Raw genomic sequence first — 26,687 nt, 5'->3', positions numbered from 1 at the left:
CATTTCAAAAAATTATAATCCAAGTATTACACAAATAACTTACATTTGCAGTCGCAAAAAAGAGATTTCCGTTGTAGCGGAAATGACTAATTAAATTTATTCGATGAAAGCTGGAATAGTAGGATTACCAAACGTAGGAAAGTCAACCTTATTTAACTGTTTATCTAATGCTAAAGCGCAAAGTGCTAACTTTCCGTTTTGCACAATAGAACCAAATATTGGTGTGGTAAATGTGCCAGATCCAAGATTGCAAAAATTAGAAGAACTCGTTAATCCAGAACGCGTATTACCAGCAACTGTAGAGATTGTTGATATTGCAGGTTTAGTAAAAGGAGCATCTAAAGGTGAAGGCTTAGGGAATCAGTTCTTAGCTAATATTAGAGAAACGGATGCCATTTTACATGTATTACGTTGTTTTGATGATCCAAATATTATTCATGTTGATGGTTCTGTAGATCCTATTAGAGATAAGGAAACTATTGATATGGAATTGCAGCTTAAAGATTTGGAAACTGCCGATAAGAAGTTAGAAAAAGTAAAGCGTGCTGCCAAAACGGGTAATAAAGAGGCGCAGAAAGAAGAAGCGGTACTTTTAAAAATAAAGGAAAACTTAGAAGCTGGTATTTCAATTAGAGCTTTAGAGTTTTCTGAAGAAGATTACGAAGATTACGTAGTGCCTTCTCAATTTATTACAGATAAACCTGTGATGTATGTTTGTAACGTTGATGAAACTGCTGCAAATACAGGAAATGCTTATGTAGATAAAGTAAAAGAAGCTGTTAAAGACGAAAACGCAGAAGTTTTAGTGTTGGCTGTTGGTACAGAAGCGGATATTAACGAATTAGATGATTACGAAGAACGCCAAATGTTCTTGGCTGATATTGGATTAGAAGAGCCAGGTTCTGCTAAATTAATTCGTTCAGCTTATAAATTATTAAAGCAGCAAACGTATTTTACTGCAGGTGTAAAAGAAGTAAGAGCTTGGACTGTAAATATTGGTGCAACAGGACCACAAGCGGCAGGAGTTATTCATACCGATTTCGAAAAAGGATTTATTAGAGCAGAAGTTATTGCTTACAACGATTTTGTAGAATTTGGTAGTGAAGCTAAAGTAAAAGAAGCTGGTAAAATGCGAGTAGAAGGAAAGAACTATATCGTTAAGGATGGCGATGTGATGCATTTCTTGTTTAATGTGTAACTTGCATAAATGATAAATTATATAAAAAAGATAAGCTTTAAACAGATTTTATTTTTTTGGTGTGTGTGTTAGTCGCGGAATTTCTGCTACTAAAACAGACACCTTTTTTTTGGGATGGTATCAGTAAATCGTCTCGTGCGAGTTGGATTTATGCTAATGGTCTTACAGAGTTTATTGTGCCAACAGATCGTAACTCTGGCCATCCGCCTTTGTGGATTGCTTTATTGGCTGTTTTCTGGACGATTTTTCAGAAAGCGCTTTGGTCTTCAAGATTATTATTGCTGATTGTTAATATTGGCGTGGTTTGGCAACTAGTGTTGTTTTGCAAAACTCATTTTTTGAAAACAGTATCTGTATTTGCAGTTTTGTTGGTGTGTTTAGAGCCTACGTTTATAGCTCAAACTACTAATTTAAATAATGATATGCTATTGTTGTTTTTTACGTTACTTAGTTTAAATGCGCTTATCAAATCTAAATCAGTGCTCTTTTATTTAGCGTTAACAGGATTGCTATTTACCAATCTTAGAGGAATTTATATTGTGATATCTATAGTGTTAATTCATATTATTTATTCGCGCTTAAAATTGATAGAAAACAAGAAGCCTATCTATTTAGCTTATGTAGCTGCTCTTTTAAGTTTTGCTGTGTTTTGTTATTTTCAATATGAAAAATTAGGTTGGTTTTTAATCACTCAGAAAGAAAACTATAATGTGCAAAGGCAATCGGTTGGGGTAAAACAAATACTAATAAATAGTATTGTGTATGTTAAAAGCTTTCTGGAATACGGGCGCTTTATAATTGCGCTATTTTTGTTGCCGTTATTAGTGAAATATATAAAAGACAAAACGAATAGAAATATTAAAATAGATAGAATAGCCATCGCCTTTTTTGTGTTTGCATTTGTCTTTTTTATAGGTATGGTACCATTTTCTAATCCGATTGGTGATCGGTATTTTATGATTTGTTATTTACTGGCAATCCTATTGCTCATCAACTTAATAACACATTATAAGTTAGCTAAGAAACCGATAATATATTCTGCTATTGTTTTAATGTTTATTTCAGGTCATTTCTGGATTTATCCTCCAACAATATCGCAATCTTGGGATAGTTCTTTAGCGTATTTAAATAGTTACACGGTTGAATCGCAAATGGAGAGTTATTTAGATTCTTCAGGGGTTAAGCCTACAGAAATTGGTACAAGAATTCGGTTTAACGAACGCGATTTTTCAGAATTTAAAAATTTGGAAGAAGCAGATCGTTATGCTGATTTTAATATAGAAACAAATCAATTCATATTGCTTTCTAATATTGATAATCAGACTAAAGACGAAGAGCTAAATGAAATTATGAATAACTGGAAATTGGTTAAAAGTTATTCTCAGTTAGGTGTTTTTATGTCTTTGTATAAAAAAGAATAATCGAGCGTTTTTGTATAAAAAAGGAAGAGAGAAAAACGGTTAAAATACTAAATGCAGCTATTTTGGGTGTCGATTTTGAAAAACTCCAATGTTCTCAACATATTAATACAGTTTTGTTAATTACTTTACCGCCTCCTTATTTCATGTTTTAAGGTATAATCTTATATTAGCCTTTCATCTAAATATTCACCTAAATTTATGTCAGAACAGACTAGTTATACTGAAGATAACATACGCTCACTCGATTGGAAAGAACACATCCGAATGCGACCAGGTATGTATATCGGTAAATTGGGTGATGGTTCCTCTCCAGATGATGGTATTTATATACTTTTAAAAGAAGTATTAGATAATTCCATTGATGAATATGTGATGGGAGCAGGTAAGACGATTGAAATTTCTATTCAAGGTGAACGCGTTATAGTCCGTGATTATGGTCGTGGTATTCCATTGGGGAAAGTGGTAGATGTTGTGTCTAAGATGAATACTGGTGGGAAGTATGATTCTAAAGCCTTCAAAAAATCCGTAGGTTTAAATGGTGTAGGTACTAAAGCGGTTAATGCGCTGTCATCTTATTTTAGGGTAGAATCTACAAGAGATAATAAATCGGCATCTGCAGAATTTAACCAAGGAAACCTTACTAATCAAGACCTTTTAGATGATACCTCTAGGAGAAAAGGAACAAAAGTAACCTTTATTCCAGATGAAATTATATTTAAAAATTATAAGTATCGTAGCGAATATGTCGTGAAGATGCTTAAAAATTACGTGTACCTTAACCCTGGATTAACTATTGTTTTTAATGGTGAAAAGTTTTATAGTGAAAATGGATTAAAAGATTTATTATCTGAGAATATTAATGAATCAGATATGTTATATCCAATCATTCACATAAAGGGTGAAGATATCGAAGTTGCTATAACACACAGTAAAACACAATATAGCGAAGAGTATCATTCTTTTGTTAACGGACAAAACACGACTCAAGGAGGAACGCATTTAGCAGCTTATAGAGAGGCTATTGTAAAAACCATTAGAGAGTTTTACGGTAAAAGTTATGAGGCTTCAGATATTAGAAAGTCCGTAGTTACTGCTATTGCAATTAAAGTTATGGAGCCTGTTTTTGAGAGTCAGACCAAAACAAAATTAGGGTCTACAGATATGGGAGGCGAATTGCCGACAGTAAGAACTTATATCAATGATTTTGTAAAAACATATTTAGATAACTTTTTACATAAAAATCCAGATTCTGCCGAGAAACTTCAACGCAAAATCCTTCAGGCTGAGCGCGAGCGTAAGGAATTGTCTGGTATTAGAAAATTAGCAAAAGACAGAGCGAAGAAAGCAAGTCTTCATAATAAAAAATTACGTGATTGCCGTGTGCATTTTGGAGATATTAAACACGATCGGAATTTAGAATCGACTTTATTTATAACCGAGGGAGATTCAGCATCTGGTAGTATTACCAAGTCCCGTGATGTAAATACACAAGCTGTTTTTAGTTTAAAAGGGAAGCCACTAAACTGTTATGGTTTAAGTAAGAAGATCGTTTATGAGAATGAAGAGTTTAATCTTTTGCAAGCCGCGTTAAATATTGAAGAATCTCTTGAAGATTTGCGTTATAACAATGTGGTTATTGCAACTGATGCCGATGTCGATGGTATGCATATTCGCTTATTGTTAATTACGTTTTTCTTACAATTCTTTCCAGAAGTTATAAAAGACGGTCATTTGTATATTTTGCAAACCCCATTGTTTAGAGTTCGAAATAAAAAGGAAACCATCTATTGTTATTCTGAAGAAGAACGACGCCATGCTATGGAGAAATTAAAACCAAAACCAGAAATTACGCGATTTAAAGGTTTGGGTGAGATTTCACCAGATGAATTTGTGCATTTTATTGGTGAAGATATTCGTTTAGATCCTGTAATGTTAGATAAAGACATGTCTATTGAGGAGTTGCTGTCTTTCTACATGGGGAAAAACACACCTACGCGTCAAGAATTTATTATTGATAATCTTAAGGTTGAACTTGATGTTGTTGAAGATGCACTATGAGAACAGATAACAGAGAAATAAAAAACACCATAATTTCTATTTATTTTATATTAATAATCGCAGCAATTTTACTGGCTACGGTATTTAAGTCTTATAATTTAATTGAAGGAAGCTCACTCTACGTATTAATAGGTTTATTAATTGCTGTAGTTGTAGTACATTTTGTTGCACGATTCTTTGAGTATGATAGTGATGGTGCGCAAGTTATAATCACAAACAGTGGATTAATACTTACAGATTATTTAAATTATAGAGAAAATAAGATTGAAATTCCTAGAGAAAAATTATCGGGTTATAAAATTCGCAACTATTACTTTTATAAAAGTTTGGTTATTTATGTATCACATAGTAATGGGAAAATAGAGAAGGAGCACTTTAATATTACGCTTTTGAAATATAAAAAGGTAAAGTATGTTAGGCAATCTCTGCGTAAGATAATAAAAGAAAATAAAAGCATAAAGTTGGATAGATGATAGAAGAACATGAGGAGTTGTTAAATGAAGACAATGGTAGCCAAGAAACTATTACTAAGGTTACCGGAATGTATAAGGAGTGGTTCTTGGACTATGCGTCTTATGTGATTTTAGAGCGTGCTGTACCTGCAATCGAAGATGGTTTTAAGCCAGTACAACGTCGTATAATGCACTCTATGAAAGACTTAGATGATGGTCGTTATAATAAAGTAGCGAACATTGTTGGTCATACAATGCAATACCATCCGCATGGTGATGCAAGTATTGCAGATGCAATGGTTCAGATTGGTCAGAAAGACTTATTGATTGATACGCAGGGAAACTGGGGGAATATATTAACAGGTGATCGTGCGGCAGCATCGCGTTATATTGAGGCAAGGCTTTCTAAGTTTGCGATGGATGTTGTTTATAATCCGAAAATTACGCAATGGCAAGCATCATATGATGGTAGGCGTAAAGAGCCAGTTAATTTGCCGGTAATGTTTCCATTGTTGTTGGCACAAGGAGGTGAAGGAATTGCGGTTGGTTTGTCTACAAAAATTTTACCTCACAATTTTATTGAGCTTATCGATGCTTCTGTAAAACACTTAAAAGGCAAGCGTTTTACAATTTTACCAGATTTCCCAACGGCTGGTATTGCAGATTTCACCAATTATAATGATGGTTTACGAGGGGGGAAGGTGCGCGTGCGTGCGCTAATTTCTCAACGTGATAAGAATACATTGATGATTACCGAAATCCCTTTCGGAACAACCACATCATCGCTTATTGATTCTATTCTTAAGGCGAATGAAAAAGGGAAATAAAATTAAAAAGATTGAAGATAACACGGCTGCGGAAGTAGAGATTTTAATTCATTTACCTGCAGGTTTGTCGCCAGATAAAACGATTGATGCGCTTTATGCATTTACGAGTTGTGAAACGTCAATATCACCGTTAGGATGTGTTATTGAAGATAACAAACCTTATTTTGTTGGTGTTACAGAAATGTTGCGACGTTCTACTGATAATACAGTGCAGCTTTTAAAAAGCGAATTAGAAATACGACTTGATGAGTTTCAAGAACAATGGCATTTTGCATCCCTTGAACGTATCTTTATTGAAAAAAGAATTTATCGCGATATTGAAGAGGAAGAAACTTGGGATGGAGTAATTAGTGCAATTGATAGAGGGTTGCAACCACATATTAAACATTTAAAACGTGCGATTACTGTTGAAGATATTACGCGGTTAACTGAGATTAGAATTAAGCGTATTTCGAAATTTGATATTGATAAAGCACAGCAAAAAATTGATGCATTAGAAGATCAAATAGCTGAAGTAAAACATCACTTAGCGAACTTAATTGACTATGCAATAGCTTTTTTCGAGCGATTAAAAAAAGAATATGGTGAAGGGAAAGAGCGTAAAACCGAAATTAGAATCTTTGATGATGTAGATGCTACCAAGGTAATTATTAGAAATACTAAACTCTATGTCAACAGAGAAGAAGGTTTTATTGGTACATCATTAAAACGCGATGAATATGTTTGTGATTGTAGTGATATTGATGATATCATTGTGTTTACAAACGATGGAATTATGATGGTGACTAAGGTGGATACTAAAACCTTTATTGGTAAGAATATTATTCATGTCGCTGTTTTTAAGAAAAAAGATAAGCGTACTATTTATAACATGATTTATCGCGATGGTAAAGGTGGTCCTTCTTATGTGAAACGATTTGCCGTGACTAGTATGACGCGTGATCGTGAATACGATTTAACCAATGGAAACAAAGGGTCTGCGTTGTGGTACTTTTCTGCGAATCCTAATGGCGAAGCTGAAGTTGTGACTATTATGTTGCGTCAAGTTGGTGGTATTAAGAAACTGAAGTGGGATTTAGATTTTGCTGAAGTTCTAATAAAAGGTAGAGCGTCTAAAGGTAATCGTGTTACTAAATATGCGATTAAACGCGTAGAGTTAAAAGAAAGAGGTGTGTCTACCTTAAAACCACGAAAAATTTGGTTTGACGATACGGTTCAACGTTTAAATGTTGATGATAGAGGTGAGTTGATAGGTGAATTTAGAGGTGAAGATAGGCTTCTTATTATTAACCAATCCGGAATTGTAAAAACCATTATCCCAGAATTAACTACCCATTTTGACAGTGACATGATTATTATGGAAAAATGGATTCCTAAAAAACCAATTTCTGCAATTTATTATGATGGGGAAAAAGAACGTTATTATGTAAAGCGTTTTATAATAGAACATGAAGGCAAAGAGGAAGATTTTATTTCGGACCATCCAGACTCTCAATTAGAGATTGTTTCAACCGATTGGAGGCCAATAGCAGATGTGGAATTCACTAAAGAGCGCGGTAAAGAGCGTAGACCAAACATGGAGGTTGATCTTGAAGAATTCATTTCGGTAAAAGGGATTACTGCCTTAGGAAATCAGCTAACTAAAGATAAAATAAACCAAATAAATTTACTAGATCCATTGCCTTATGAAGCTCCAGAGGAGGTGCCTGCAGATGACATAGAAGTTGTTGATGAGGAAACTATCGATAAGGAAGTTGATGGTGATACTGAAGCTGAAAACAAGCCTCAATCTGATAGTTCGTCTACCGATGATGATGACGATTTAGAGATGGATGATAAGGGGCAGGTGACGTTGTTTTAAATATCTAACATCAGTATTTTGGGCGGAAGCCTCGAGCTATTTCTTTTTAAACGCTTTAAAATTTAAGAATTCTACAAACAAAGAAAATGCTATAGCAAAATACAAATAGCCTTTAGGTATTGCGCCAACCGTTTTTCCGAAGAATTCGGTATGAGATAGATGCGCAGCTTCAGTTATTAGCATAAAGCCTATTAAAATTAAAAAGGCAAGTCCTAAAATCTGAATACTTGGGTGTTTGTCTATGAATTTCCGAATCGGGTTAGCAAAACCAATCATAATGCCAATTGAGATCATGACCGCAATAATCATTAACACTAGCGTGTAGTTGTGATTTGGGTGTAGTCCATTTGTCATTCCTACCGCGGTTAAGATAGAGTCAATCGAAAATATAAAATCAAGAATAATTATTTGAACAATCACATTGCTTATTGATTTGGTGGCTTTGGATTTTACGACGTCTTCATCGTGAGATGGATTTTCTACTTTTTCTCGTATTTCAGACGTGCTTTTGTAGATTAAAAATAAACCACCAGCAAATAGAATAATGGCTTGCCAGCTAATTCCAATCGATAGCCAATTAGTTTCAATGTTGTAAAATGGCTTGCTGAGTCCTACTAAAAAAGACACAAAAAACAACAGGATAATACGCTGTACCAAAGCAAATAATAGTCCTATTTTGGTGGCTTTACTTCGTTGGTGTTCTGGTAATTTGTTTGCTGCAATAGATATAAATACAATATTATCTATACCGAGTATAATTTCTAAAAACGTTAAAGTCAACAATGCCATTATAGCATCGGTAGTTAGCAAGAAATCGAGCATAATGTTATTTTATTTTTTTTGCAACACCTTTTTCGACTCGTGAAGGCCTGTTAGGTCTTTTTACCGCGAGTTTGTATTCAAACGTATAAGAATCATCTGTGGTGGAGAGGATCTTCATGTGAATAGCCTCTTTTTCAGAATTAGTGGTTGGGTGTAATTTCTTCAATATAAATTCACAATCATTAATCCATCTAATAGATGATGAATCCGCCTTTTCCTCTTCGTGGTAATCAATGTTTAAATCCTCCGTGCGCATAAATCGCGAGGTTTGCTCAATGCCATCTATAGAATACGTGAACTCAAAAGTGCCTGTTTTGAAATCTGTACAATCTCGCTCTATAGAATAACAGCTGCTTAATAATACCAACGCTAATATTGAAAGAAAAAATCTCATATAAATCTTTTAAACAAAGATAATAAATAGTACAACCAATATTAGGGCTTGTAACTTTTAAAAGTGCCGTCTTTGTAAAATATTACGATTTTGTCAATTTCAGAATCAGAATCAGAACTAGAACGAGAACCAAGGACGGGAGTAGAGTTTGGTTTTGGAATTTGTGGTTTTGGTTTTGTTTCGGTTATGGTAGGATGCGTTGGTTCTGATGTTTTAGGCTGACTTGGGAAGTCGCCTTTTCCATTCATTAACCAGTACAATTCTACTTCGGGATATGAGTGAAGAACTTTCATTACAAAGTCTAAGCTGGGTTTGTTTCTGCCACTTAAAATATGAGAAATACTAGAGCGTTGTACTCCGATTTTCTCAGCAAAACTAGAGGCAGATTCGCTATAATAATCAATGACTTTTTGTAGGCGTCCGGTAAATTCTATTGAGTTTATCATTGTAAACTTGAGATTTGTAATTATAACGATACAAATGTAAACAATAGTATTTGGGTGTGAGCGAAATATGGGGTAATTATTTTATTTACATTAAATTATTAGTTTGATTTTGTGTGTTAAGATACTGAAAACATGTTAATTATTGTGGTTTAATGTTTTTGTTTAGATTTTGTGTTCGTGTTTTAGTTTTAGGATTCGGTTTTATACGAAAGATTGTTTACGAATGTAACAACTTCACTCAATTACACTGTTTACAATTGTAAATTATCAAATGATTACATTTGTAACCATTAAATTACTCCTATGAATTTAAAGTCTTTAAGTCAGATATTTTTACAGGTAAAAACACCTGAACTATATGGTCGCTATATTACCAATTCTCAGATTGAAAATTGTTTAGATAAATTATCAAATCCTATTATTTCTACACTTGGATATTCCGTTGAAAATCGACCAATATATAGTTTGAAATATGGTAATGGGCCTATCAAAATTTTACTATGGTCACAAATGCATGGTAATGAATCAACATCTACTAAAGCACTTTTCGATTGCTTCAATATGTTTGAAACAGAACAAGATCTTTCAAATCGCATATTAGAACGCTGCACCTTAATGGTGGTTCCTATTTTAAATCCTGATGGAGCTGAATGTTATACACGTGTAAATGCCAATGAAATTGATTTGAATAGAGATGCACAAAATTTATCTCAGCCAGAAAGCAATGTACTACGTCAATTATATAATGATTTTAGACCGGAATATTGCTTTAATCTTCATGGGCAACGGACTATTTTTAGTGCTGGTGAAACAGATAATGTAGCGACGCTTTCGTTTCTATCTCCTGCGCAAAACCAAGAGCGTACGCTAACAGCAAATAGAAAAGCTGCTATGTCTATTATAGCTGAAATCAATCAATTACTTCAGAGTGAAATTCCGAATGGAATAGGGCGTTATGATGATGGTTTTAATATTAACTGTGTTGGTGATACTTTTCAGGATTTTGGTGTGCCTACATTACTATATGAAGCCGGACACTATAAAAATGATTACGATAGAGAAGAGGTGAGGCGTTTTATGTTTATTGCTATTTTGAAAGGACTCGATGTTATTGTGAATGGAGTTGATATTGATAAGTATGAAGCTTATTTTGATATACCAGAAAATGCAAAATGTTTCTACGATGTTATTATAAGGAATGCAAAATGTAACGACTTAGACGATTTGGTTGATATTGCAATTCAGTATAAAGAGGTTTTAATAGAGGGTAAATTACAATTTGTGCCAATAGTAGAAGAAGTCTCTAAGTTAAATAAGAAGTACGGACATAAAGAAATAGAAGCCAATGGGTTTTTAGTAGAAACAATAGGGAATTCTGAACTAACCATAGGTTCCGAAATCGATTTCGTAATGATGAATAATGAAAGAATCTCATTAAAACCGTAAAAATATTCAGTTATAATGCATAATTGTTAATGTAAATGTTCTATTTTTGCGTTTAGTTTAAAGATTATATAATTATGGCAAAGTTTAAATTAGATGAAGTTGATCACCAAATTCTCGATATGCTTATCGATAATACGCGTATTCCTTTCACAGATATAGCAAAAAAATTATTGATTTCTGCGGGTACTGTACATGTGCGTGTAAAGAAAATGGAGGAAGCTGGTATTATTATGGGTTCATCTTTAACACTAGATTACCAAAAGCTCGATTATTCATTTATAGCTTATGTAGGTGTTTTTCTGCAAAACACATCACAGACTAAATTTGTTTTAGAGCGTATTACAGATATACCTTATGTGACGGTAGCGCATATTACAACAGGGAAGTTCAATATTTTCTGTAAAATAAGAGCGAAAGACACAATGCACGCAAAGGACATTATCTTTATGTTAGATGATATTGAAGGAGTTTATAGAACAGAGACTATGATTTCGTTAGAAGAGAGTCTTAATGATAAGAAACGTTTGATGCATACCATTTTTAATGAATTGTAATCAAAGTAAAATATTTTAACAACAGCCCTTAGTTACTATGACTTAGGGCTTTTTTATTTAAAAGTACATGAACTCTATTAAAGTATCAGAATACAATCCTTATTATAAACCATATATTGAAGCAACCAATATGGATTTGGGTATTGTTGAAGGATTGAAACAAAATTTAGACGATTTGGTTTCTTTTTATTCAAATATTCCACAAGAAAAACATAGTTATGCCTATGCAGAAGGGAAGTGGACTATAAAAGACGTATTACTTCATACTATAGACACTGAGCGTATTTTTGCGTATAGAGCATTACGAATAGCTAGACAAGATAAAACACCGTTAGCAGGTTTTGAGCAAGATGATTATGTTGTGCAAGCAAATGCAGAAAAGCGTACTATGGATAATTTGTTAGAGGAATATAGAGCTGTACGGCAAGCAACGATTATATTATTTAGTTCACTCGATACAGATACATTACTTCTTATTGGGGAAGCATCTAATTTTCCTGTATCCGTTAGAGCAATTGGTTATATTATAATGGGCCATGAAAATCATCACCTCAAAATTATAAACGAACGCTACCTTTAATTCGCGTAATAATCAAACGCTTCTATAATTAAATCATTACTAACTACGCAGTCTAGTTTAGGTTTTCCAATAGCTTCAAGAAGTACAAATTTTACAACACCATGACTGTTTTTCTTGTCGTATTTTAAAAATTCTATGATTTGTTGTTGATCTACTTTAGTGATTTCAACTTTAGAAAATGTTTTTAAAATCCCTTTTGTGATTATTTCTAAGTGATCATGGCTTAGTCCACAAATTTTAGTTGATAAATAAGTTTCTAAAATCATGCCTATGGCTATAGCTTCACCATGAAGTAGCGGAGTTTTATCTGCATTTTCCATGAAATAACTTTCTATAGCATGACCTAGAGTGTGTCCGAAATTTAAGATTTTTCTTAAGCCTTGTTCGGTAGGATCAGAAGTTACTACAGTGTTTTTAATAACAATTGAATCATAAATTAAACCGTCTAAATCAGAAAGGTCTAAATTTTCGAGATTGGTTAAGGTATTCCAATACGCTTCATCATAGATTAAACCATGTTTTAGCATTTCTGCAAAACCAGAAACCATTTCATTTTGAGGAAGTGTATCTAAAAAAGAAGTGTCTACGCCTACCATTACACCTTCGTTTATAACCCCAACTTGATTTTTTAAAGTCCCTAAGTCAACTCCTGTTTTTCCGCCAACAGAAGCATCTACCATTGCTAATAAAGAGGTTGGTATGTTTATGTAAGTTATGCCTCGCATATAGGTACTTGCGACAAAGCCACCTAAATCTGTTACGACACCGCCACCTAAATTGATTAATAAACTTTTGCGATCGGCATTATACTCTGACAAAGCTTCCCAAACACCAGTACAAATATCAATAGATTTGTGTTCTTCTCCATTTGGCATTTCCATAACTTCTATAGCTATGTCGTGAGATTCTATGCGCTCTTGGAACTTTGGTAAACAATAATCGTGTGTGTTTGTGTCTACCAAAATAAATATCTTAGACGGTTTTGCTGTTTTAATGTAGTTATTAAGTTCTGTGTAAACTTCAGAATTAAAGTGTACTACGGCGTTTTTTGTTGAAATAGATTCCATAATTAATATTGTCTGCAAAATAAGATGTGAAAATACTTCCTTTTTAGAAAAAAAAGTAAGACTATAATAAATATATTTGCATTTATATTCTTTTAGCTAATGATAAATCGTTCACTCTTTGAGAACACCGGTACAGCATTTACTTTAAAATCTGATTCAGAATTAGAACGTGCTTATTTTTTATTTAAGATGATATCTTCTGAACCTTTGGTTAGGATTGGAACAGCTGTGACAAATTTTGCGTTGAAAGCACATTTGCCAGTAGAAAAATTAATACGAGCCACAGTGTTTGATCATTTTTGTGGAGGTGTTAATGAAGAAGATTGTTTACCTGTTATAGATAAATTATATACAGAAGGTGTTAGTTCAGTTTTGGATTATTCAGTGGAAGGAAAAGCAGAAGAAAATCAATTCGATAATGCTTTAGAGAAAATACTAAAAATCATTCGTTTTTGTGATGATAGAGAAGCGATGCCAATTGTTGTCTTTAAGCCTTCAGGTTTTGGACGCTTTTTGTTATATCAAAAGAAGACCGAAGGAGTAGCGTTAACAACAGAGGAAGACGCTGAATGGGGCAGAATAATAAACCGGTTTGATACCGTTTGTAAACTTGCTAAAGAGAAAGACGTCGAAGTTTTAATCGATGGAGAAGAAAGTTGGATGCAAGATGCAGCTGATGATTTGGTGGAAGAAATGATGCGTCGCTATAACAAAGATGTTACTATAGTTTATAATACGTTGCAATTGTATCGTTGGGATCGTTTAGATTATTTAAAAGATTTACACCAGCGTGCTAAAGAAAGTGGGTTTAAAATAGGTATGAAAATTGTTCGTGGTGCTTATATGGAAAAGGAACGTGATCGTGCATTAGAAAAAGGATATGACTCTCCAATTTGCGAAAACAAAAAAGCAACAGACGATAACTTTAACGATGCACTAAATTATATTCTCAATAATTTAAAAGATATTTCTGTATTTATTGGCACCCATAATGAGGCAAGTTGCTTTTTAGCAATGGAACTTATGGAAGCTCATAATATCGCCAAGCAAGATAATAACGTTTGGTTTGGGCAATTATACGGCATGAGTGATCATATCAGCTTTAATCTGGCAGCGCAAGGTTATAATGTGGCAAAATACATCCCTTTTGGCCCTGTTAAGGATGTGATGCCTTATTTAATTAGAAGGGCAGAGGAGAACACGTCTGTTTCTGGTCAGACTAGTAGGGAACTGACTTTATTAAAAACGGAGAAGCGGAGACGAAAGTTGTAGAAATACAACTATTAAAAATATTAAATTAAAAAGCCACTAAATTTTATTAGTGGCTTTTTTTTATTTTAGATAACTTGAAAAGTAATGAGTATTTGAATTAAGACTTTCCAAATTGATACCATTTTTTCTTTTTGTGAGGATTGTTGCCGTAACCGTAACCATAGCCATAGCCTTTCTTACCAAAATTAGTTCCATTTAAAAGCATATTCATATTTGGTAATCTATTATCATCATAAAGCGGTTTCGCCACCGCAGCTAATTGTCTTTTATCAACATTATCTGCACTAACTACATAAATAAACATATCAGCAAACTTTGAGACAAGTAATGTGTCACTGACTAAGCCTACTGCTGAAGTGTCCACAATAATATAATCGTATTTATCTTCAAAATATTCAAATAAATCCTTTACTCTGTCACTCATCAGTAATTCTGATGGGTTAGGTGGAATTGTCCCAGAAGAAATAACATCTAAATATTCGTTATTTTTTAATTTATTTACAATCTCATTGGGCTTTATTGATTTGTTTGCAATGTAGTCTGATAAACCCACATTCGAATCTGGTTTTTCATTTAGATATTTCATGATTTTAGGTACTCGAATGTCCATTTCAATCAATAAGACTGTTTTTTCAGAAAACGAAATGGAAGAGGCTAAATTAGCGCTGGTGTGTGATTTGCCTTCTTGAGCTCTAGTAGAAGTTATAAAAATATTTTTGTTTTAGAATCATTCTTTTTCAAAACAAAATCTATGTTAGATCTTATTATTCTAAACGCTTCAGCTTTTGGAGAGTAATCTACTTTAGAGATTAGCTCGGTCTTTTTACTTGTTAATGGTATATCACCTATGTACGGAATATTAAGTACTTCTAATAGGTCATCTTTATCATAGATTTTTGTATCTAACAAGTCTTTTATATAAATAAAGCTTATGGGAATCATTAAGCCTAATAGCAAAGATGCTAAATACGTAATCATTTTATTTGGTGAGACAGGCCTAAATGAGGAATAGGCATGATCAATAACTTTAGCATTTGACGTGAACATTCCAAGGGTAATAGCTGATTCTTCCCGTTTTTCTAATAAATATAAGTAAAGTGATTCTTTAATACTTTGCTGGCGTTCGATACCTCTTAGTTGTTTTTGTTTGGTTGGAGCAGAATACAATTGTCCTCTAATTCGCGCATCTTCTCTATTGAGATTATTGAGTGTAATCTCATTTGATCTTTTCATACTTTCAAGTGAACTCGATAAGTTTCCTTTAAGGAATTAATTTGATTGTTTAAATTAATGACTACAGGATTACTTTCAGTGGAATTTTTCAAAAGCTTATCGCGCTCTGCTACTAATTCATTGTGAGTTTGAGTGACTTGACCTACGTTTCCGTCAGCAATCCCTATTGAAGGTAGAATGTCAGAATTTTTATTTTTTCTTGTATTTCTTGCTGTAAGTAATCAATTAAATTAATCGTGTTTGCAGTGTTATTAATTTGAGACTCATTTTGTCTTTCACTTTGTAGGTATATGTCTGCTTGAGCACCAAGGGCTGTTAAATTATTTCGTTTTTGAAGTTGTTCTGCAGTAAAATCGACTTCTTCTAATTCTTTGAATACTAATTCTAAACGGTTATTTATGAAGTCGGAAGTTACCCTTACAACCTCTTCTTTATCCGTAATAACATCATTGTTATATTCTTTTATTAATTGATTTAAAAAATTTATAGCCCTTTTAGGTATGTTGTCTTTAAGGCTTAATTTTACGATACTTGATTCATCACCAGCAGATATTGCGAGGTTTGATTGGTACAGACCTACAACGCTCGATATATGTCTGATAGATACTCTTAAGTTGCTTCCTGTTTTTGGACTGTAGATTCCACTATTCGGTACAATTACGATATCACCAAACCCTGTTTTTATACGATCACCAAAAGAAAAGGGTTTACCTAAAGATTCATCACGGTCCATAAGTGATTTTCCATCATCTTTAAACATTAGAAACTCTGACGAAGATTTTATTTTAATAAAAAGAGTAGTGTCTATTTTATGTATAATAGAATCGTTGGCAAAAAAGTTTAATTTTATAGGAGGATTTTCATAGATTTCTTGCTCCTTTATTTTGCCTTGTTCATAAAATGTAATATTTAGTTTTAAATTCTTAACAATGTTAGATATTAAGGTTCTTGACATCATAACCGCAATCTCATCTTTTATCTCATTCGATTTACCAGATAAAAGACTACTGCCGCTAAGTTCAGCTAAGCTAGGTAATTTCTGAGACTCCTTATCATCTTTAATTCTTATTGTAGCAGAAGCTTCATATTGATAAGTTGAATAACGTAAGTGGGTGTATGCAAATGCTAATGCTATAATAACGAAAAAGAAATTAACTTCCATCGAGATAAGTACAAGCTCAATGTTTTCTTTATTTCTTTCGTAAATATAATATTTTTAGATTCCATGTAATACTAGATTGTAAAAGCTTAGATTATTTTATTAAGAATACAGCGATTACTGTAGTTAGCGTACCAATAGCAGAGATTAAGACACCATTGTTTTGATTGTATGTTGAAGAGCGTATTTTAGCATTATTAGGTTCAACATATATGACGTCATTCTGCTGTAAATAATATAGCGGTGAGTTAACTGAATTAATTGACGTTAAATCAATATTGGCAAACTTCTTTTTTCCATCAATTTCTCTTATTAATTTAATCGTTTTTCGTTTTCCAAAGATGGTTAAATCGCCAGCATAACCCAATGCTTCTAAAATGGTTACTCTTTCATCTTGCATGGTAAAAGTTCCGGGGCTGCTAACTTCTCCAATAATGGTTATGGTGAAATTTGCTAATCGAACATTCACAATAGGATCCTTTGCCATGGTGCTAATACGCTCAACTAACATAGTAGTTAATTTTGACCGTGTAAGCCCTTCAACTTTTAGCGTTCCAAAAACTGGAAACTCAATATTACCATTATAATCAATTAAATAAGTTTGTTGAGTTAGTCCTCCTTGAGCACTTAATAAATCTGAAGTATTATGTGATACTGCAGGTAAATTAAACGGACTAACGGTGGCTGGGTCTAATGCGGTTACATTAATAGTTAATATATCGTCAGGCTTATAAGTTAATTCAGTTGGTTCAGACGAAAGCTGTCCTTCTAAAAGAGGTTCATCTTGGAAATAAATAAAATCTTTTCGAGAACCACATGAAGTGGCAATAAAGATTGATAATACTGAGATGATGAGAAAACGGGTTTTCATGTTTAGCGCTGTTTAAATTTTATTGTAAAATTTAGTTTATTTTTTTATATCCAACACTTCATATGTTGAATTATTAGAGATATATTCAGGTATTAACTGCTTAATTGAAGATACAATTTCTAAGGGCTGGGTTAACGAGTTTATTGCGGTGAGCTTATTAATTTGTTTTTCTACATTACTAATATCTACATGTCTTGATTTTGCAATCATTATTTTATCATGATATGTTTTTTTAGTGTTCTCGCCATCAGCTAAAAGCTCTTCATAAATCTTTTCGCCAGGCCTTAAACCTGTGATTTTAATATCAATATCTTCAGGATATCTTAAGCCAGATAAAATAATCATGTTTGTGGCTAGACTAAAAATCTTAATTGGCTCTCCCATGTCAAAGACAAAAATCTCACCACCATTACCCATAGCTGCAGCTTCTAATACTAATTGACAAGCTTCTGGGATTGTCATAAAATAACGAGTAATATCTTTATGAGTTACTGTCAAAGGGCCTCCTTTGTCTATTTGTTTTTAAATAAAGGAATAACAGATCCATTTGAACCTAAAACATTTCCAAATCTAGTTGTTATAAATTTTGTGTGTCCTTTTCCTTTTAGGCAGCTTACATACAGTTCAGCTATTCGCTTAGTTGCTCCCATCACATTTGTTGGATTAACTGCTTTATCCGTTGAAATTAAAACAAATTTATCAACACTATGTTTTACGGCTATATCTGCAACATTTTTAGTGCCACCAATATTAACACTAACCGCTTCAAATGGGTTGTTCTCCATTAACGGAACGTGTTTGTAAGCCGCTGCATGGAAAATTATTTTAGGTTTATATAGATTGAATAGTTGGTCTATTCTCGTTCGATTACGAACATCAGCAACAATAGCTTCAATATTCTCTAAACCTAGTTGTCTAAATTCTTGTTGTATATCGTAGAGTGCAGACTCTGCATTATCTACTAATATTAATTTCTTATAGTTATATAAACTTACCTTTCTACAAATCTCACTTCCAATAGAGCCTGCAGCACCAGTTATTAAAATAACTTTATTGTCGTATTGGTGTTCTAAATCAGGATTTTTTATATTAATAGGATCTCTGCCTAGTAAATCTTCAATTTTAACTTCTTTTATTTGACCAACACTTAGGTCTCCATCTATCCAACTTTGGACAGGAGGTACAATTTTAACTTTAAGACCTAAAGAAAAAAGACTCCCCGTAATTTGAAGCAATCGCGTAGGATCAATATTTTGAATTGAAATTATAACGTCTTCAACATCATTAATTTTAATAAAATCTTCTGTAATAGATTCAATACTATAAACTCTTAATAAGTTTATTTTTTTCCTATTTTACGTTCATCATCATCAATAAAACCGACAACTTCTAAGCCGCTTTTAGTGTCATTTTGAATAGCATCGTAAGTTAACATGCCAGAGTTTCCGGCTCCAAAAATTAAAACATTAGAGACTGATTGAAAATCTTGAGTTATATGGTTATAAATAGATTTGATAAATAGCTTAGCTCCAATGAGCAATAAGATATTTAATAATAAGTTAATATAAATAATAGATCCAGGTAAATTAAAAATACTGTTATCACCAAGCATTTTTCTACTTAAAAACGTAAAAAATATTAGAATAGTAGCTAATATATTTGCTCCGATAATAATATTTACAATGTCTTTAAATCCTGTGAATCTAACGACTCCCTTATACGATCCAACAGCAACAAAGCTAATAGCTGCAATAATTGCGACGTATGGTACTTGGTTTAATAGGTTTGTAAAGTCAAAATCTATCTGAAAATTATATCGTATTAAATAGGCCAAGAAAAATGAAGCTATTACAATTATTACATCGAATAACAGTACAAGCCATTTGGAGGCATATTTTGTCGATATTTTATTCAGAAGTTTAATTAACATGTTACAAAATACGCATTTATCGCTAAAACTATCCTTTCTAATTCATTATCAGTAAGATTTGACCCGCTAGGCAGACATAAACCTTTCTCAAATAACTCATCAGAAACACCATTAAGGTAACTAGGATACTTTTCAAAAACCGGTTGTTGATGCATTGGTTTCCATAACGGTCTAGATTCAATATTTTCTTTTTCTAATGCCAATCTTAAATTCTCACGAGTCTCTTTAGAATCTAAGAGAATACAAGATAGCCAGCGGTTAGAAAAATAACCTTCTGGTTCTTGAAGAAAAGTGATTCTGTTATTGTGTTTAAAAGCATCAAAATAAAATTGATGATTTGAACGACGTTTTGCAACATGGCTATCTAATATTGTCATTTGTCCACGGCCAATACCAGCAACAATATTAGACATTCTGTAATTATATCCAATTTGCGAGTGCAAGTAATGTGGAGCATCATCTCTAGCTTGAGTTGCTAAAAAAACAGCTTTTTGTTTAAGTTCCTTGCTTTTAGTAACTAAAGCACCTCCTCCAGAAGTTGTTATAATCTTATTTCCATTAAATGATAGTATAGAGAAATCTCCCAACGTACCACAATTTTTACCTTTATATAAACTTCCTAAGGATTCTGCACTGTCCTCTATAACAGGTATACTATATTTTAAAGCAACTTCATTAATCTGATCAACCTTATAAGGCATACCATATAAGTGTACAGCGATGATAGCTTTAGGTTTTATTCCTTTTGATATTCTGTCTTTAATAGCGATTTCTAGTTGTTCTGGGCACATATTCCATGTGTCTCTTTCGCTATCCACAAAAACAGGCGAAGCTCCTTGATAGACTATCGGGTTTGCCGAAGCAGAAAATGTTTTACTTTGGCAAATCACTTCATCTCCAATGCCAACGCCCAACATAATTAGGCTTAAATGTAAAGCAGATGTACCAGAAGCTAATGCTGCAACATGTCGATTGTCGTTAAGGTAAGATTGTAAATCACTTTCAAAACCATTGACGTTTGGTCCTAGTGGTGCAACCCAGTTGGTTTCGAAAGCTTCATTGATATAAGATAGTTCATTACCACTCATATGTGGTGATGAAAGCCATATTTTAGGTTTCATACGTAAAAATTGTTAAGTAATTATGCTATTACTATTCAATTTCATGTCATTAGAGGGATCTGGGACACGATCTAATTTAATAGGTAAATATGCGTTTTTATATTGGGTTAACCCTAATAAAACGATTAAAAGCAGATAATTACGTTTTTTATTTTGGCAAAAGTAGTGAATATTATAATCCATTTGATCTATGATAATTTTTTGAATTGCCTTAATCGTATAATTATGTCAAAAACCTTACATTTGAGTTGCCTGTTTTAAAAAATAGATATGTAACTTAACTTGACTTGACTTTTAATTTTTCATATCTTAATCTCTTTTTTTTAACAATGATAATGCTAACTATATTATATTTATAACATTATAAAAGTGTTTAAAAAACGTAATTTAAATCGATAAAATGAATATCTTAATCACTTCAGCAGGACGTAGAGTTTCGCTTATAAGATCCTTTCAAAAAGAAATCAATAAAATCAATAAAGACAGTAAAGTTTTTGCTACAGATGCTGATCCTATTTTATCTGCTGCTTGCCAAATCGCTGATGGCTTTTTTAAAGTGCCAAGATTAGATGCGCCTGATTATATTTCCGTTTTAATCAATTTTTGTAAAACACATAATATTTCTTTGATTGTTCCAACAATAGATACTGAACTACTTGAGTTGGCAAAAAATAAAGAAAAATTTAAGCAGGAAGGTATTGAAGTTGTGATTTCGTCGGTTGATTTTGTTTCTAAGTGTCGAAACAAACGTGTAATACATCAGTTTTTTGAATCCCATAATGTTAGTGTGGCTAAAGAATACGAAAAAGACAATTACAGTTTGCCACTTTTTATTAAACCTATAGATGGAAGTAGGAGCGTGGATACATATTTAATACGAACAAAAGAAGATCTAACAGACTATCATTTTAGTAATGAAAAGTTAATGTTTTTAGAGTATATAGATCATGAAGAATATGATGAATTTACATGTGATTTATATTTTAGCAAAGATCATATATTAAAATGTGTGGTGCCAAGAAAACGGATAGAGGTTAGAGATGGAGAGGTTTATAAGGCATTGACAGTCAGAAATTCTTTGGTTCCTTATATAAAGAAAAACTTGAACAAAATAAATGGTGCCGTTGGATGTCTTACGGCTCAGTTTTTTTTGCATAAAGATGATAATGAAAAGATTTATGCTATTGAAATCAACCCTCGATTTGGTGGAGGTTATCCCTTATCTTATCTTTCAGGTGCAAATTTTACGAAATGGATTATTGAGGAATATTTATATGATAAATCAATAGAAGAAAAATTTGATGCTTGGGAAAGTGATTTATTAATGATTCGTTATGATGATGAAGTTTTAGTACATGGATATAAAGATTAATAAAAATACCGTGGTAGTCTTTGATTTAGACGATACGCTGTACAATGAATTAGATTATTTGAGGTCTGCTTATAAGGAGATTGCTGAATTTTTAGATCCCGGGGATTGGAAAGCCTTATATTCTAAAATGTTTTCACTTTATAGATGCAAGGATAATGTTTTTGAATTTCTTTCTACGACCCACAAAACTGAAATTGGATTTTTAGTTGCTATGTATAGAGATCATCATCCGGATATTGAATTGTTTGAAGGGGTATTAGACGTATTTAACGCAATCAAATCTAAAAATGGTAAAATAGGAATCATCACTGATGGCAGATCTAAAACACAACGAGCAAAATTACTAAGCCTTGGTATTTTAAACTATATTGATAAAATAATTATATCTGAAGAAATAGGTTCTGAAAAGCCAAGTTCAGCCAATTTTGAAGCTATTGAAAACGCTTTAACAGGCGCAGAATATTATTATATAGCAGACAATTTGAAAAAGGATTTTTTAGCACCAAATACTTTAGGATGGAAAAGCGTTGCATTAATAGATAATGGTAGAAATATTCATTTTGAATCACATAAATTTATGACTCCTGAAAACCAACCAATGGAATGGATCATGTCTATAAAGGATATAAATATTGAATAGTTTTTATTTCATTTGACACTGTTACTTAGTTCAATAAAAATGATCGATAGTCTTATTAGCGAGATTATTTTTTAAATAATTAGATTTTTATCTAAGGTTGTTATAAATAACCGTTACTTATAACTAATGCTATTTAATATGTACTTATTATGAATTTTAAGGATTTAATGCCTACATATAAAGAAAAGACACCATTGCTTTTTAAGTATAGGTTTACTGTATTTACTCCCGTTTTTAATTGTGAAAAATCTATAAAAAAAGTTCATGATTCCTTATTGAATCAAACTTACAAAGACTTTGAATGGCTTATTATAAACGATGCTTCTACGGATAAGTCTCATGATGTTATTACACAAATTATAGAGACTTCTCCTCTCAACATTCATTATGTCAATAATAAAGAGAATAAACACAAGATGAGTTGTTTCATTCAATCCATAGCATTGGCTCAAGGTGAATTCTTACTTCCGTTTGATGGTGATGATGAATGTTATCCAAATACTTTGGAAGTTTTTAATAATGAGTATAAGGAAATACCTAATGAGTTAAAGCCTAAAGTTGCAGCGATAACTGTTAATTGTGAAGACCAATATGGTAATCCTATTGGAAATCTATTTCCTGAAGACCCTTTTTATTGTAATACATTTGAGGCAGCGATTACAAATAAGATATCCGGAGAAAAATGGGGTTTTACAAAGACAGAGGTATTAAGGAATATAAATATTCATCCTTACATGCTAACTTTCGGTTTTATTCCAGAAAGCATAATATGGAATACTGTAGCCAGAATGGGGTTTCTAACTAAATGCGTTAATAAAACGCTACGCATATACCATGTTGGTGTTGAAGATTCTATTATGAATACTCCAATGACTTCAAAAAGTGCTTTCGGAATAGTATTTAATGGTTTAGCTATAAATAATTGGTTTTTAGGTAAGTACTTCTATAAAGCACCTATTTACTTTTTAAAAACAGCGTACATAACTCTTCGATCATCTAAGTATCTCGATTATCCTTTAAAGGCATACATAAAGTCTATAGACTCCTTTTTAATTAAAATCTTATTTATTATAATTTGGCCATTTAGGAAGTTCATGAGGTAGTTTAATGCAACGGTTATGCCTTAGTACCTTTAAACTCTGGCATATCTAAAGTTTCAGAATTATTAATGTCTTTTCTGTTAATAACTTTATCTATTGTTTTGAGAATAATTTTAAAATCTAAAGGCAGAGACTGATGTTTTACATAATAGACGTCATATTCAAATTTTTGTTCCCAGCTAATAGTATTTCTTCCATTAACCTGAGCCCAACCTGTTATACCTGGTAAAACATTATGTCTCATGTTCTGTGTATTAGTATAGCGCTCAAGGTATTCAGGTAATAATGGTCGAGGACCAATTAGGCTCATATCACCTTTTAAAATGTTAATTAATTGCGGTAATTCATCTAATGATAATTTTCTGCAAATTTTTCCGATTTTAGTCACACGTTCCATGGCTGGCAACAAGTTACCCTGGTTGTCCGTCTTATCTGTCATGGTTTTAAACTTAATGATAGTAAACAATTTTCCATTTTTTCCCGCTCTTAATTGATAAAAGAATGGTTTGCCTTTATTAAGTATAAAAAGACTAATAATTAAAAATATAAATAAAGGAGAAATAATTAAGAGTCCAACAAGTGCTATTAAAAAATCGAATAGGGGTTTAAGTATTACACTATATAGTTTTTTCATTTTTTTGGTCAGTTATAATTAAAAAAAAACATTATAAATACATTGCTTTAATCGAAAAATTATGAGATAAAGTTATTATAAAATTTTAAACTTAATATGTATTGGTTCATGATCTGATAGATTTAAGTTAAAATTTTCATGATTAATGACTTCAATATGCTCATTACTAAGAAAATAATCTAACCGCAAGGGGTAGTTTAATAGGGAATAAGTGCTACCTAACCCATCTCCTTTATTTAAAAAAGAATCATTGAGTTCTTTTTTTAAAATTCTATATGTTTGGCTAAATGGAGTGGCATTAAAATCTCCGCAAATAATGATTTTTTTATTGTTATTATTAGCGTGGCGTTTTATAAGTTTTGCTTGCTCTATTTGTTTTGCAATGGTATTATTTAATTTTTTAAAATAGCGATAATCTAACTGTTTGTTTGTGATATCACTAGGTTTGAAAATATAGGATTGTAGATGTGAATTATATACAGTAATTGTGTCTTTATTAATTTTTATATCTGCATAAATAGTACTGTTTTTTGTGTCAGGGAAGTCTATAAAACCCTGATTAATTATGGGGTATTTAGAATGTATAGTAAGTAGAGATTTGTCTTTGTTTGGTCTGTACCCTAAGAAAGAATAGGGATAACCGTTTATTTTTTGTCCTTCTTTATATGAAGATTCTTGTAATGTTAGTATGTCTGCATCAATGGAGTCAATAAATTTTATAATGCTTGAGGATTCATCTGTATTAGGATGGTTTGTTGTTGGTTGTTTAAATGCTCTCACATTATAGGATAAAATACTTATAGAGTCAGTGTATTCTATATGAGTTATGTTATTAAATTGAAGGAAAAAGTTATAAAAAAGTAAATATAGTAATGGTCCAATTAAATAATAATATTTTTTTTTAAATAGACCGTATAGAGCTAAAACGCTAGTAATTATAAAAATTATTGGCGTAATGACGCTAAATAAAACAGATATAATACCAAAATCTACAAAGGAACTAACCACGCCTATTCCTAGAGCAAATATTACAGTAATTGAGAACTTATCTATTTTGTTAAATACTAGTTTCATTTAAAGAATTAATAAATGTTTTATAATTCTTTATTAATTAAGTTGATCAAATCATTGTTTATAATATCAACGTCAAAACGCTCCTCAGCGTATTTTCTACTATTAATTCCCATTTCTTTGATTTTTTCTGGGTGTGTAATAAAATATTCCATTGGTTTTATTAATGCATTCAAGTTTTGAGGCTCGATTAAAAAGCCATTGACACCTTCCTTTACAGACTCTCTGCAACCTACGGAATCTGTTGTAATAATGGGATTACCACATGCACAAGCTTCGAGAGTAGTTCTTGGCAAACCTTCTCTGTAGTAACTTGGCAAAACAAATACATCTCTTTTATGAAGATGTTTGTCAATATTGCTTTGTTCACCATGGAATACTATAATCCCTTCTTTGTGTAGGTTGTTTAATTCGTCTATATTAATTGCAGAAGGAGAGGTTTCAGGAGAACCAATCAAATGAAATTCTGCTTTAGGGTATTTTACTTTCAATATCTTGGCAGCCTCCATGTATAAATCGATACCTTTTTCTTTAATCAATCTTGCAACTAAAAGGAAACTAACATGTTCTAATGGATTTTTTTCTTTAAAGCTAAATTGGTTTAGATTAACTCCCGAACCACTAACAAAATCGACTTTTTGCTTCTTAGAAATAATTTTCCTATCTAAGAATAATTGGTAATCATCTTTATTTTGAAAAATGATGACTTTATTTTTTCGAACAGATAATTTATATAAGATTTCATTAAATCGTTGTAACAATCTCGCTTTAGCGGATAAGCCTGTAAAAGCATAACCTAAGCCTGTAATTAATGAAATAACAGGGACTTTACATTGGTTAGCCGCAATTGAACCATAAATAACAGGTTTAACGGTGTAAGGGAATACGAGATCTATATTATTATCTCTTATAAGTCCTTTTAATTCATTTATAGATTGCAGATCTTTAATAGGGTTGAGGCCAGTTCTATTTAGACTAAATTCTAATGGAGTCGCACCTAACGCTTCTAGTTTAGCACGTATATCTTCAGGATGCTCTGGTGCAGCAGCAAAAACTTGAAATCCATTTTTTATTAAACTCTTAATAAAGTCTCCTCTAAAATTTATTAAAGAACCCGATAGAGATGCAATAAGCAATATTCTTTTTTTATCCATCTCT

Annotated in this window: 24 protein-coding genes and 2 pseudogenes; 12 read left to right on the top strand and 14 right to left on the bottom strand. The window is 32.2% G+C overall.

The genetic code is table 11. The features are described 5' to 3' along the window. Positions 1-103 precede the first annotated feature (103 nt). From ychF to ADIWIN_RS19000, 5 genes and pseudogenes are all read left to right on the top strand, one after another. Complete coding sequence (gene ychF / locus ADIWIN_RS19020; RefSeq protein ID WP_020896282.1) at positions 104-1,198, top strand: redox-regulated ATPase YchF; 1,095 nt, start codon at positions 104-106, stop codon at positions 1,196-1,198. Between the two features lie 59 nt (positions 1,199-1,257). Beyond that, positions 1,258-2,619, top strand: a complete 1,362-nt coding sequence (locus ADIWIN_RS19015; RefSeq protein WP_235047159.1) for a glycosyltransferase family 39 protein — start codon at positions 1,258-1,260, stop codon at positions 2,617-2,619. A gap of 198 nt (positions 2,620-2,817) precedes the next feature. Continuing rightward, complete coding sequence (locus ADIWIN_RS19010; RefSeq protein WP_020896280.1) at positions 2,818-4,677, top strand: DNA topoisomerase IV subunit B; 1,860 nt, start codon at positions 2,818-2,820, stop codon at positions 4,675-4,677. Continuing rightward, entirely contained in the window at positions 4,674-5,150 is a 477-nt protein-coding gene (locus tag ADIWIN_RS19005; RefSeq protein ID WP_020896279.1) for a hypothetical protein, read from the top strand. The genes ADIWIN_RS19010 and ADIWIN_RS19005 overlap by 4 nt, the downstream gene beginning before the upstream one ends. Then, positions 5,147-7,817 (top strand): annotated as a pseudogene (locus tag ADIWIN_RS19000) (DNA gyrase/topoisomerase IV subunit A). Before ADIWIN_RS19005 ends, ADIWIN_RS19000 begins: the two are co-directional and overlap by 4 nt. Positions 7,818-7,853: 36 nt before the next feature. Here ADIWIN_RS19000 and ADIWIN_RS18995 read toward each other — a convergent pair. The 3 genes from ADIWIN_RS18995 to ADIWIN_RS18985 are packed head-to-tail and all read right to left on the bottom strand — an operon-like array spanning position 7,854 to position 9,479. Then, positions 7,854-8,639, bottom strand: a complete 786-nt coding sequence (locus ADIWIN_RS18995) for a TerC family protein (RefSeq protein WP_020896276.1) — start codon at positions 8,637-8,639, stop codon at positions 7,854-7,856. 4 nt (positions 8,640-8,643) lie between these two features. Further along, a complete protein-coding gene (locus tag ADIWIN_RS18990) occupies positions 8,644-9,033 on the bottom strand; it encodes a hypothetical protein (protein WP_020896275.1) in 390 nt (129 codons plus the stop codon). A gap of 41 nt (positions 9,034-9,074) precedes the next feature. Beyond that, a complete protein-coding gene (locus tag ADIWIN_RS18985; protein WP_020896274.1) occupies positions 9,075-9,479 on the bottom strand; it encodes a helix-turn-helix domain-containing protein in 405 nt (134 codons plus the stop codon). 303 nt (positions 9,480-9,782) lie between these two features. Here ADIWIN_RS18985 and ADIWIN_RS18980 point away from each other — a divergent pair, with 303 nt between their 5' ends. The 3 genes from ADIWIN_RS18980 (at position 9,783) to ADIWIN_RS18970 (ending at position 12,059) form a co-directional block, all read left to right on the top strand. Next, complete coding sequence (locus ADIWIN_RS18980) at positions 9,783-10,925, top strand: M14 family zinc carboxypeptidase (protein WP_020896273.1); 1,143 nt, start codon at positions 9,783-9,785, stop codon at positions 10,923-10,925. A 74-nt stretch (positions 10,926-10,999) separates the two neighbouring features. Next, the gene (locus ADIWIN_RS18975; protein WP_020896272.1) at positions 11,000-11,479 is read left to right on the top strand and encodes an Lrp/AsnC family transcriptional regulator; all 480 of its coding nucleotides are present in this window, start codon (positions 11,000-11,002) and stop codon (positions 11,477-11,479) included. A 67-nt stretch (positions 11,480-11,546) separates the two neighbouring features. After that, positions 11,547-12,059 carry a DinB family protein gene (locus ADIWIN_RS18970; protein WP_020896271.1) on the top strand — a complete coding sequence of 171 codons (513 nt, stop codon included), beginning with the start codon at positions 11,547-11,549 and terminating at the stop codon, positions 12,057-12,059. Here ADIWIN_RS18970 and aroB read toward each other — a convergent pair. Then, positions 12,056-13,126, bottom strand: coding sequence for a 3-dehydroquinate synthase (aroB, locus tag ADIWIN_RS18965; protein ID WP_020896270.1), 1,071 nt, complete (start codon positions 13,124-13,126; stop codon positions 12,056-12,058). The genes ADIWIN_RS18970 and aroB overlap by 4 nt on opposite strands. Positions 13,127-13,225: 99 nt before the next feature. Between aroB and ADIWIN_RS18960 the strand changes: the two genes are divergently transcribed. Next, complete coding sequence (locus tag ADIWIN_RS18960) at positions 13,226-14,398, top strand: proline dehydrogenase family protein (RefSeq protein ID WP_020896269.1); 1,173 nt, start codon at positions 13,226-13,228, stop codon at positions 14,396-14,398. 97 nt (positions 14,399-14,495) lie between these two features. Here ADIWIN_RS18960 and ADIWIN_RS21595 read toward each other — a convergent pair whose 3' ends face one another. The 7 genes and pseudogenes from ADIWIN_RS21595 to ADIWIN_RS18935 all read right to left on the bottom strand — a co-directional run bounded on the left by ADIWIN_RS21595 (position 14,496) and on the right by ADIWIN_RS18935 (position 20,712). Continuing rightward, the gene (locus ADIWIN_RS21595; protein WP_235047158.1) at positions 14,496-15,104 is read right to left on the bottom strand and encodes a tyrosine-protein kinase family protein; all 609 of its coding nucleotides are present in this window, start codon (positions 15,102-15,104) and stop codon (positions 14,496-14,498) included. After that, positions 15,101-15,631 carry a GNVR domain-containing protein gene (locus ADIWIN_RS21590; RefSeq protein ID WP_020896267.1) on the bottom strand — a complete coding sequence of 177 codons (531 nt, stop codon included), beginning with the start codon at positions 15,629-15,631 and terminating at the stop codon, positions 15,101-15,103. The genes ADIWIN_RS21595 and ADIWIN_RS21590 overlap by 4 nt, the downstream gene beginning before the upstream one ends. Before the next feature lie 163 nt (positions 15,632-15,794). Then, positions 15,795-16,793: a Tyrosine-protein kinase Wzc gene (locus ADIWIN_RS21585; protein ID WP_020896266.1), complete on the bottom strand. Its 999-nt coding sequence runs from the start codon at positions 16,791-16,793 to the stop codon at positions 15,795-15,797. Positions 16,794-16,884: 91 nt separating this feature from the next. Next, positions 16,885-17,661, bottom strand: a complete 777-nt coding sequence (locus tag ADIWIN_RS18945) for a polysaccharide biosynthesis/export family protein (protein ID WP_020896265.1) — start codon at positions 17,659-17,661, stop codon at positions 16,885-16,887. A gap of 36 nt (positions 17,662-17,697) precedes the next feature. Beyond that, positions 17,698-18,896, bottom strand: a pseudogene (locus tag ADIWIN_RS22045) (UDP-N-acetylglucosamine 4,6-dehydratase family protein). 104 nt (positions 18,897-19,000) lie between these two features. Next, a complete protein-coding gene (locus ADIWIN_RS22040) occupies positions 19,001-19,591 on the bottom strand; it encodes a nucleoside-diphosphate sugar epimerase/dehydratase (RefSeq protein ID WP_316929668.1) in 591 nt (196 codons plus the stop codon). Next, positions 19,585-20,712, bottom strand: coding sequence for a DegT/DnrJ/EryC1/StrS family aminotransferase (locus ADIWIN_RS18935; protein WP_040757746.1), 1,128 nt, complete (start codon positions 20,710-20,712; stop codon positions 19,585-19,587). The genes ADIWIN_RS22040 and ADIWIN_RS18935 overlap by 7 nt, the downstream gene beginning before the upstream one ends. Positions 20,713-21,112: 400 nt before the next feature. Between ADIWIN_RS18935 and ADIWIN_RS18930 the strand changes: the two genes are divergently transcribed. The 3 genes from ADIWIN_RS18930 (at position 21,113) to ADIWIN_RS18920 (ending at position 23,827) form a co-directional block, all read left to right on the top strand. Beyond that, entirely contained in the window at positions 21,113-22,084 is a 972-nt protein-coding gene (locus tag ADIWIN_RS18930) for an ATP-grasp domain-containing protein (protein ID WP_020896259.1), read from the top strand. Next, positions 22,068-22,724 (top strand): HAD family hydrolase, encoded by a 657-nt coding sequence (locus ADIWIN_RS18925; RefSeq protein ID WP_040757745.1) that lies wholly within the window; start codon positions 22,068-22,070, stop codon positions 22,722-22,724. Before ADIWIN_RS18930 ends, ADIWIN_RS18925 begins: the two co-directional genes overlap by 17 nt. Positions 22,725-22,873: 149 nt before the next feature. Then, positions 22,874-23,827 (top strand): glycosyltransferase family 2 protein, encoded by a 954-nt coding sequence (locus ADIWIN_RS18920; protein ID WP_020896257.1) that lies wholly within the window; start codon positions 22,874-22,876, stop codon positions 23,825-23,827. A gap of 13 nt (positions 23,828-23,840) precedes the next feature. On the opposite strand, the gene ADIWIN_RS18915 is transcribed toward ADIWIN_RS18920, so the two are convergent. The 3 genes from ADIWIN_RS18915 to ADIWIN_RS18905 all read right to left on the bottom strand — a co-directional run bounded on the left by ADIWIN_RS18915 (position 23,841) and on the right by ADIWIN_RS18905 (position 26,683). Continuing rightward, positions 23,841-24,458: a sugar transferase gene (locus ADIWIN_RS18915; RefSeq protein WP_020896256.1), complete on the bottom strand. Its 618-nt coding sequence runs from the start codon at positions 24,456-24,458 to the stop codon at positions 23,841-23,843. Between the two features lie 75 nt (positions 24,459-24,533). Beyond that, positions 24,534-25,532, bottom strand: a complete 999-nt coding sequence (locus tag ADIWIN_RS18910; RefSeq protein WP_020896255.1) for an endonuclease/exonuclease/phosphatase family protein — start codon at positions 25,530-25,532, stop codon at positions 24,534-24,536. 20 nt (positions 25,533-25,552) lie between these two features. Then, complete coding sequence (locus ADIWIN_RS18905) at positions 25,553-26,683, bottom strand: glycosyltransferase family 4 protein (protein WP_020896254.1); 1,131 nt, start codon at positions 26,681-26,683, stop codon at positions 25,553-25,555. Positions 26,684-26,687 lie beyond the last annotated feature (4 nt).

The organism is Winogradskyella psychrotolerans RS-3, from assembly GCF_000427335.1.
Taxonomy (GTDB): domain Bacteria; phylum Bacteroidota; class Bacteroidia; order Flavobacteriales; family Flavobacteriaceae; genus Winogradskyella; species Winogradskyella psychrotolerans.
The sequence above is the reverse complement of the archived record's forward strand: the minus strand, read 5'-3'. Positions and strand labels throughout refer to the sequence as shown.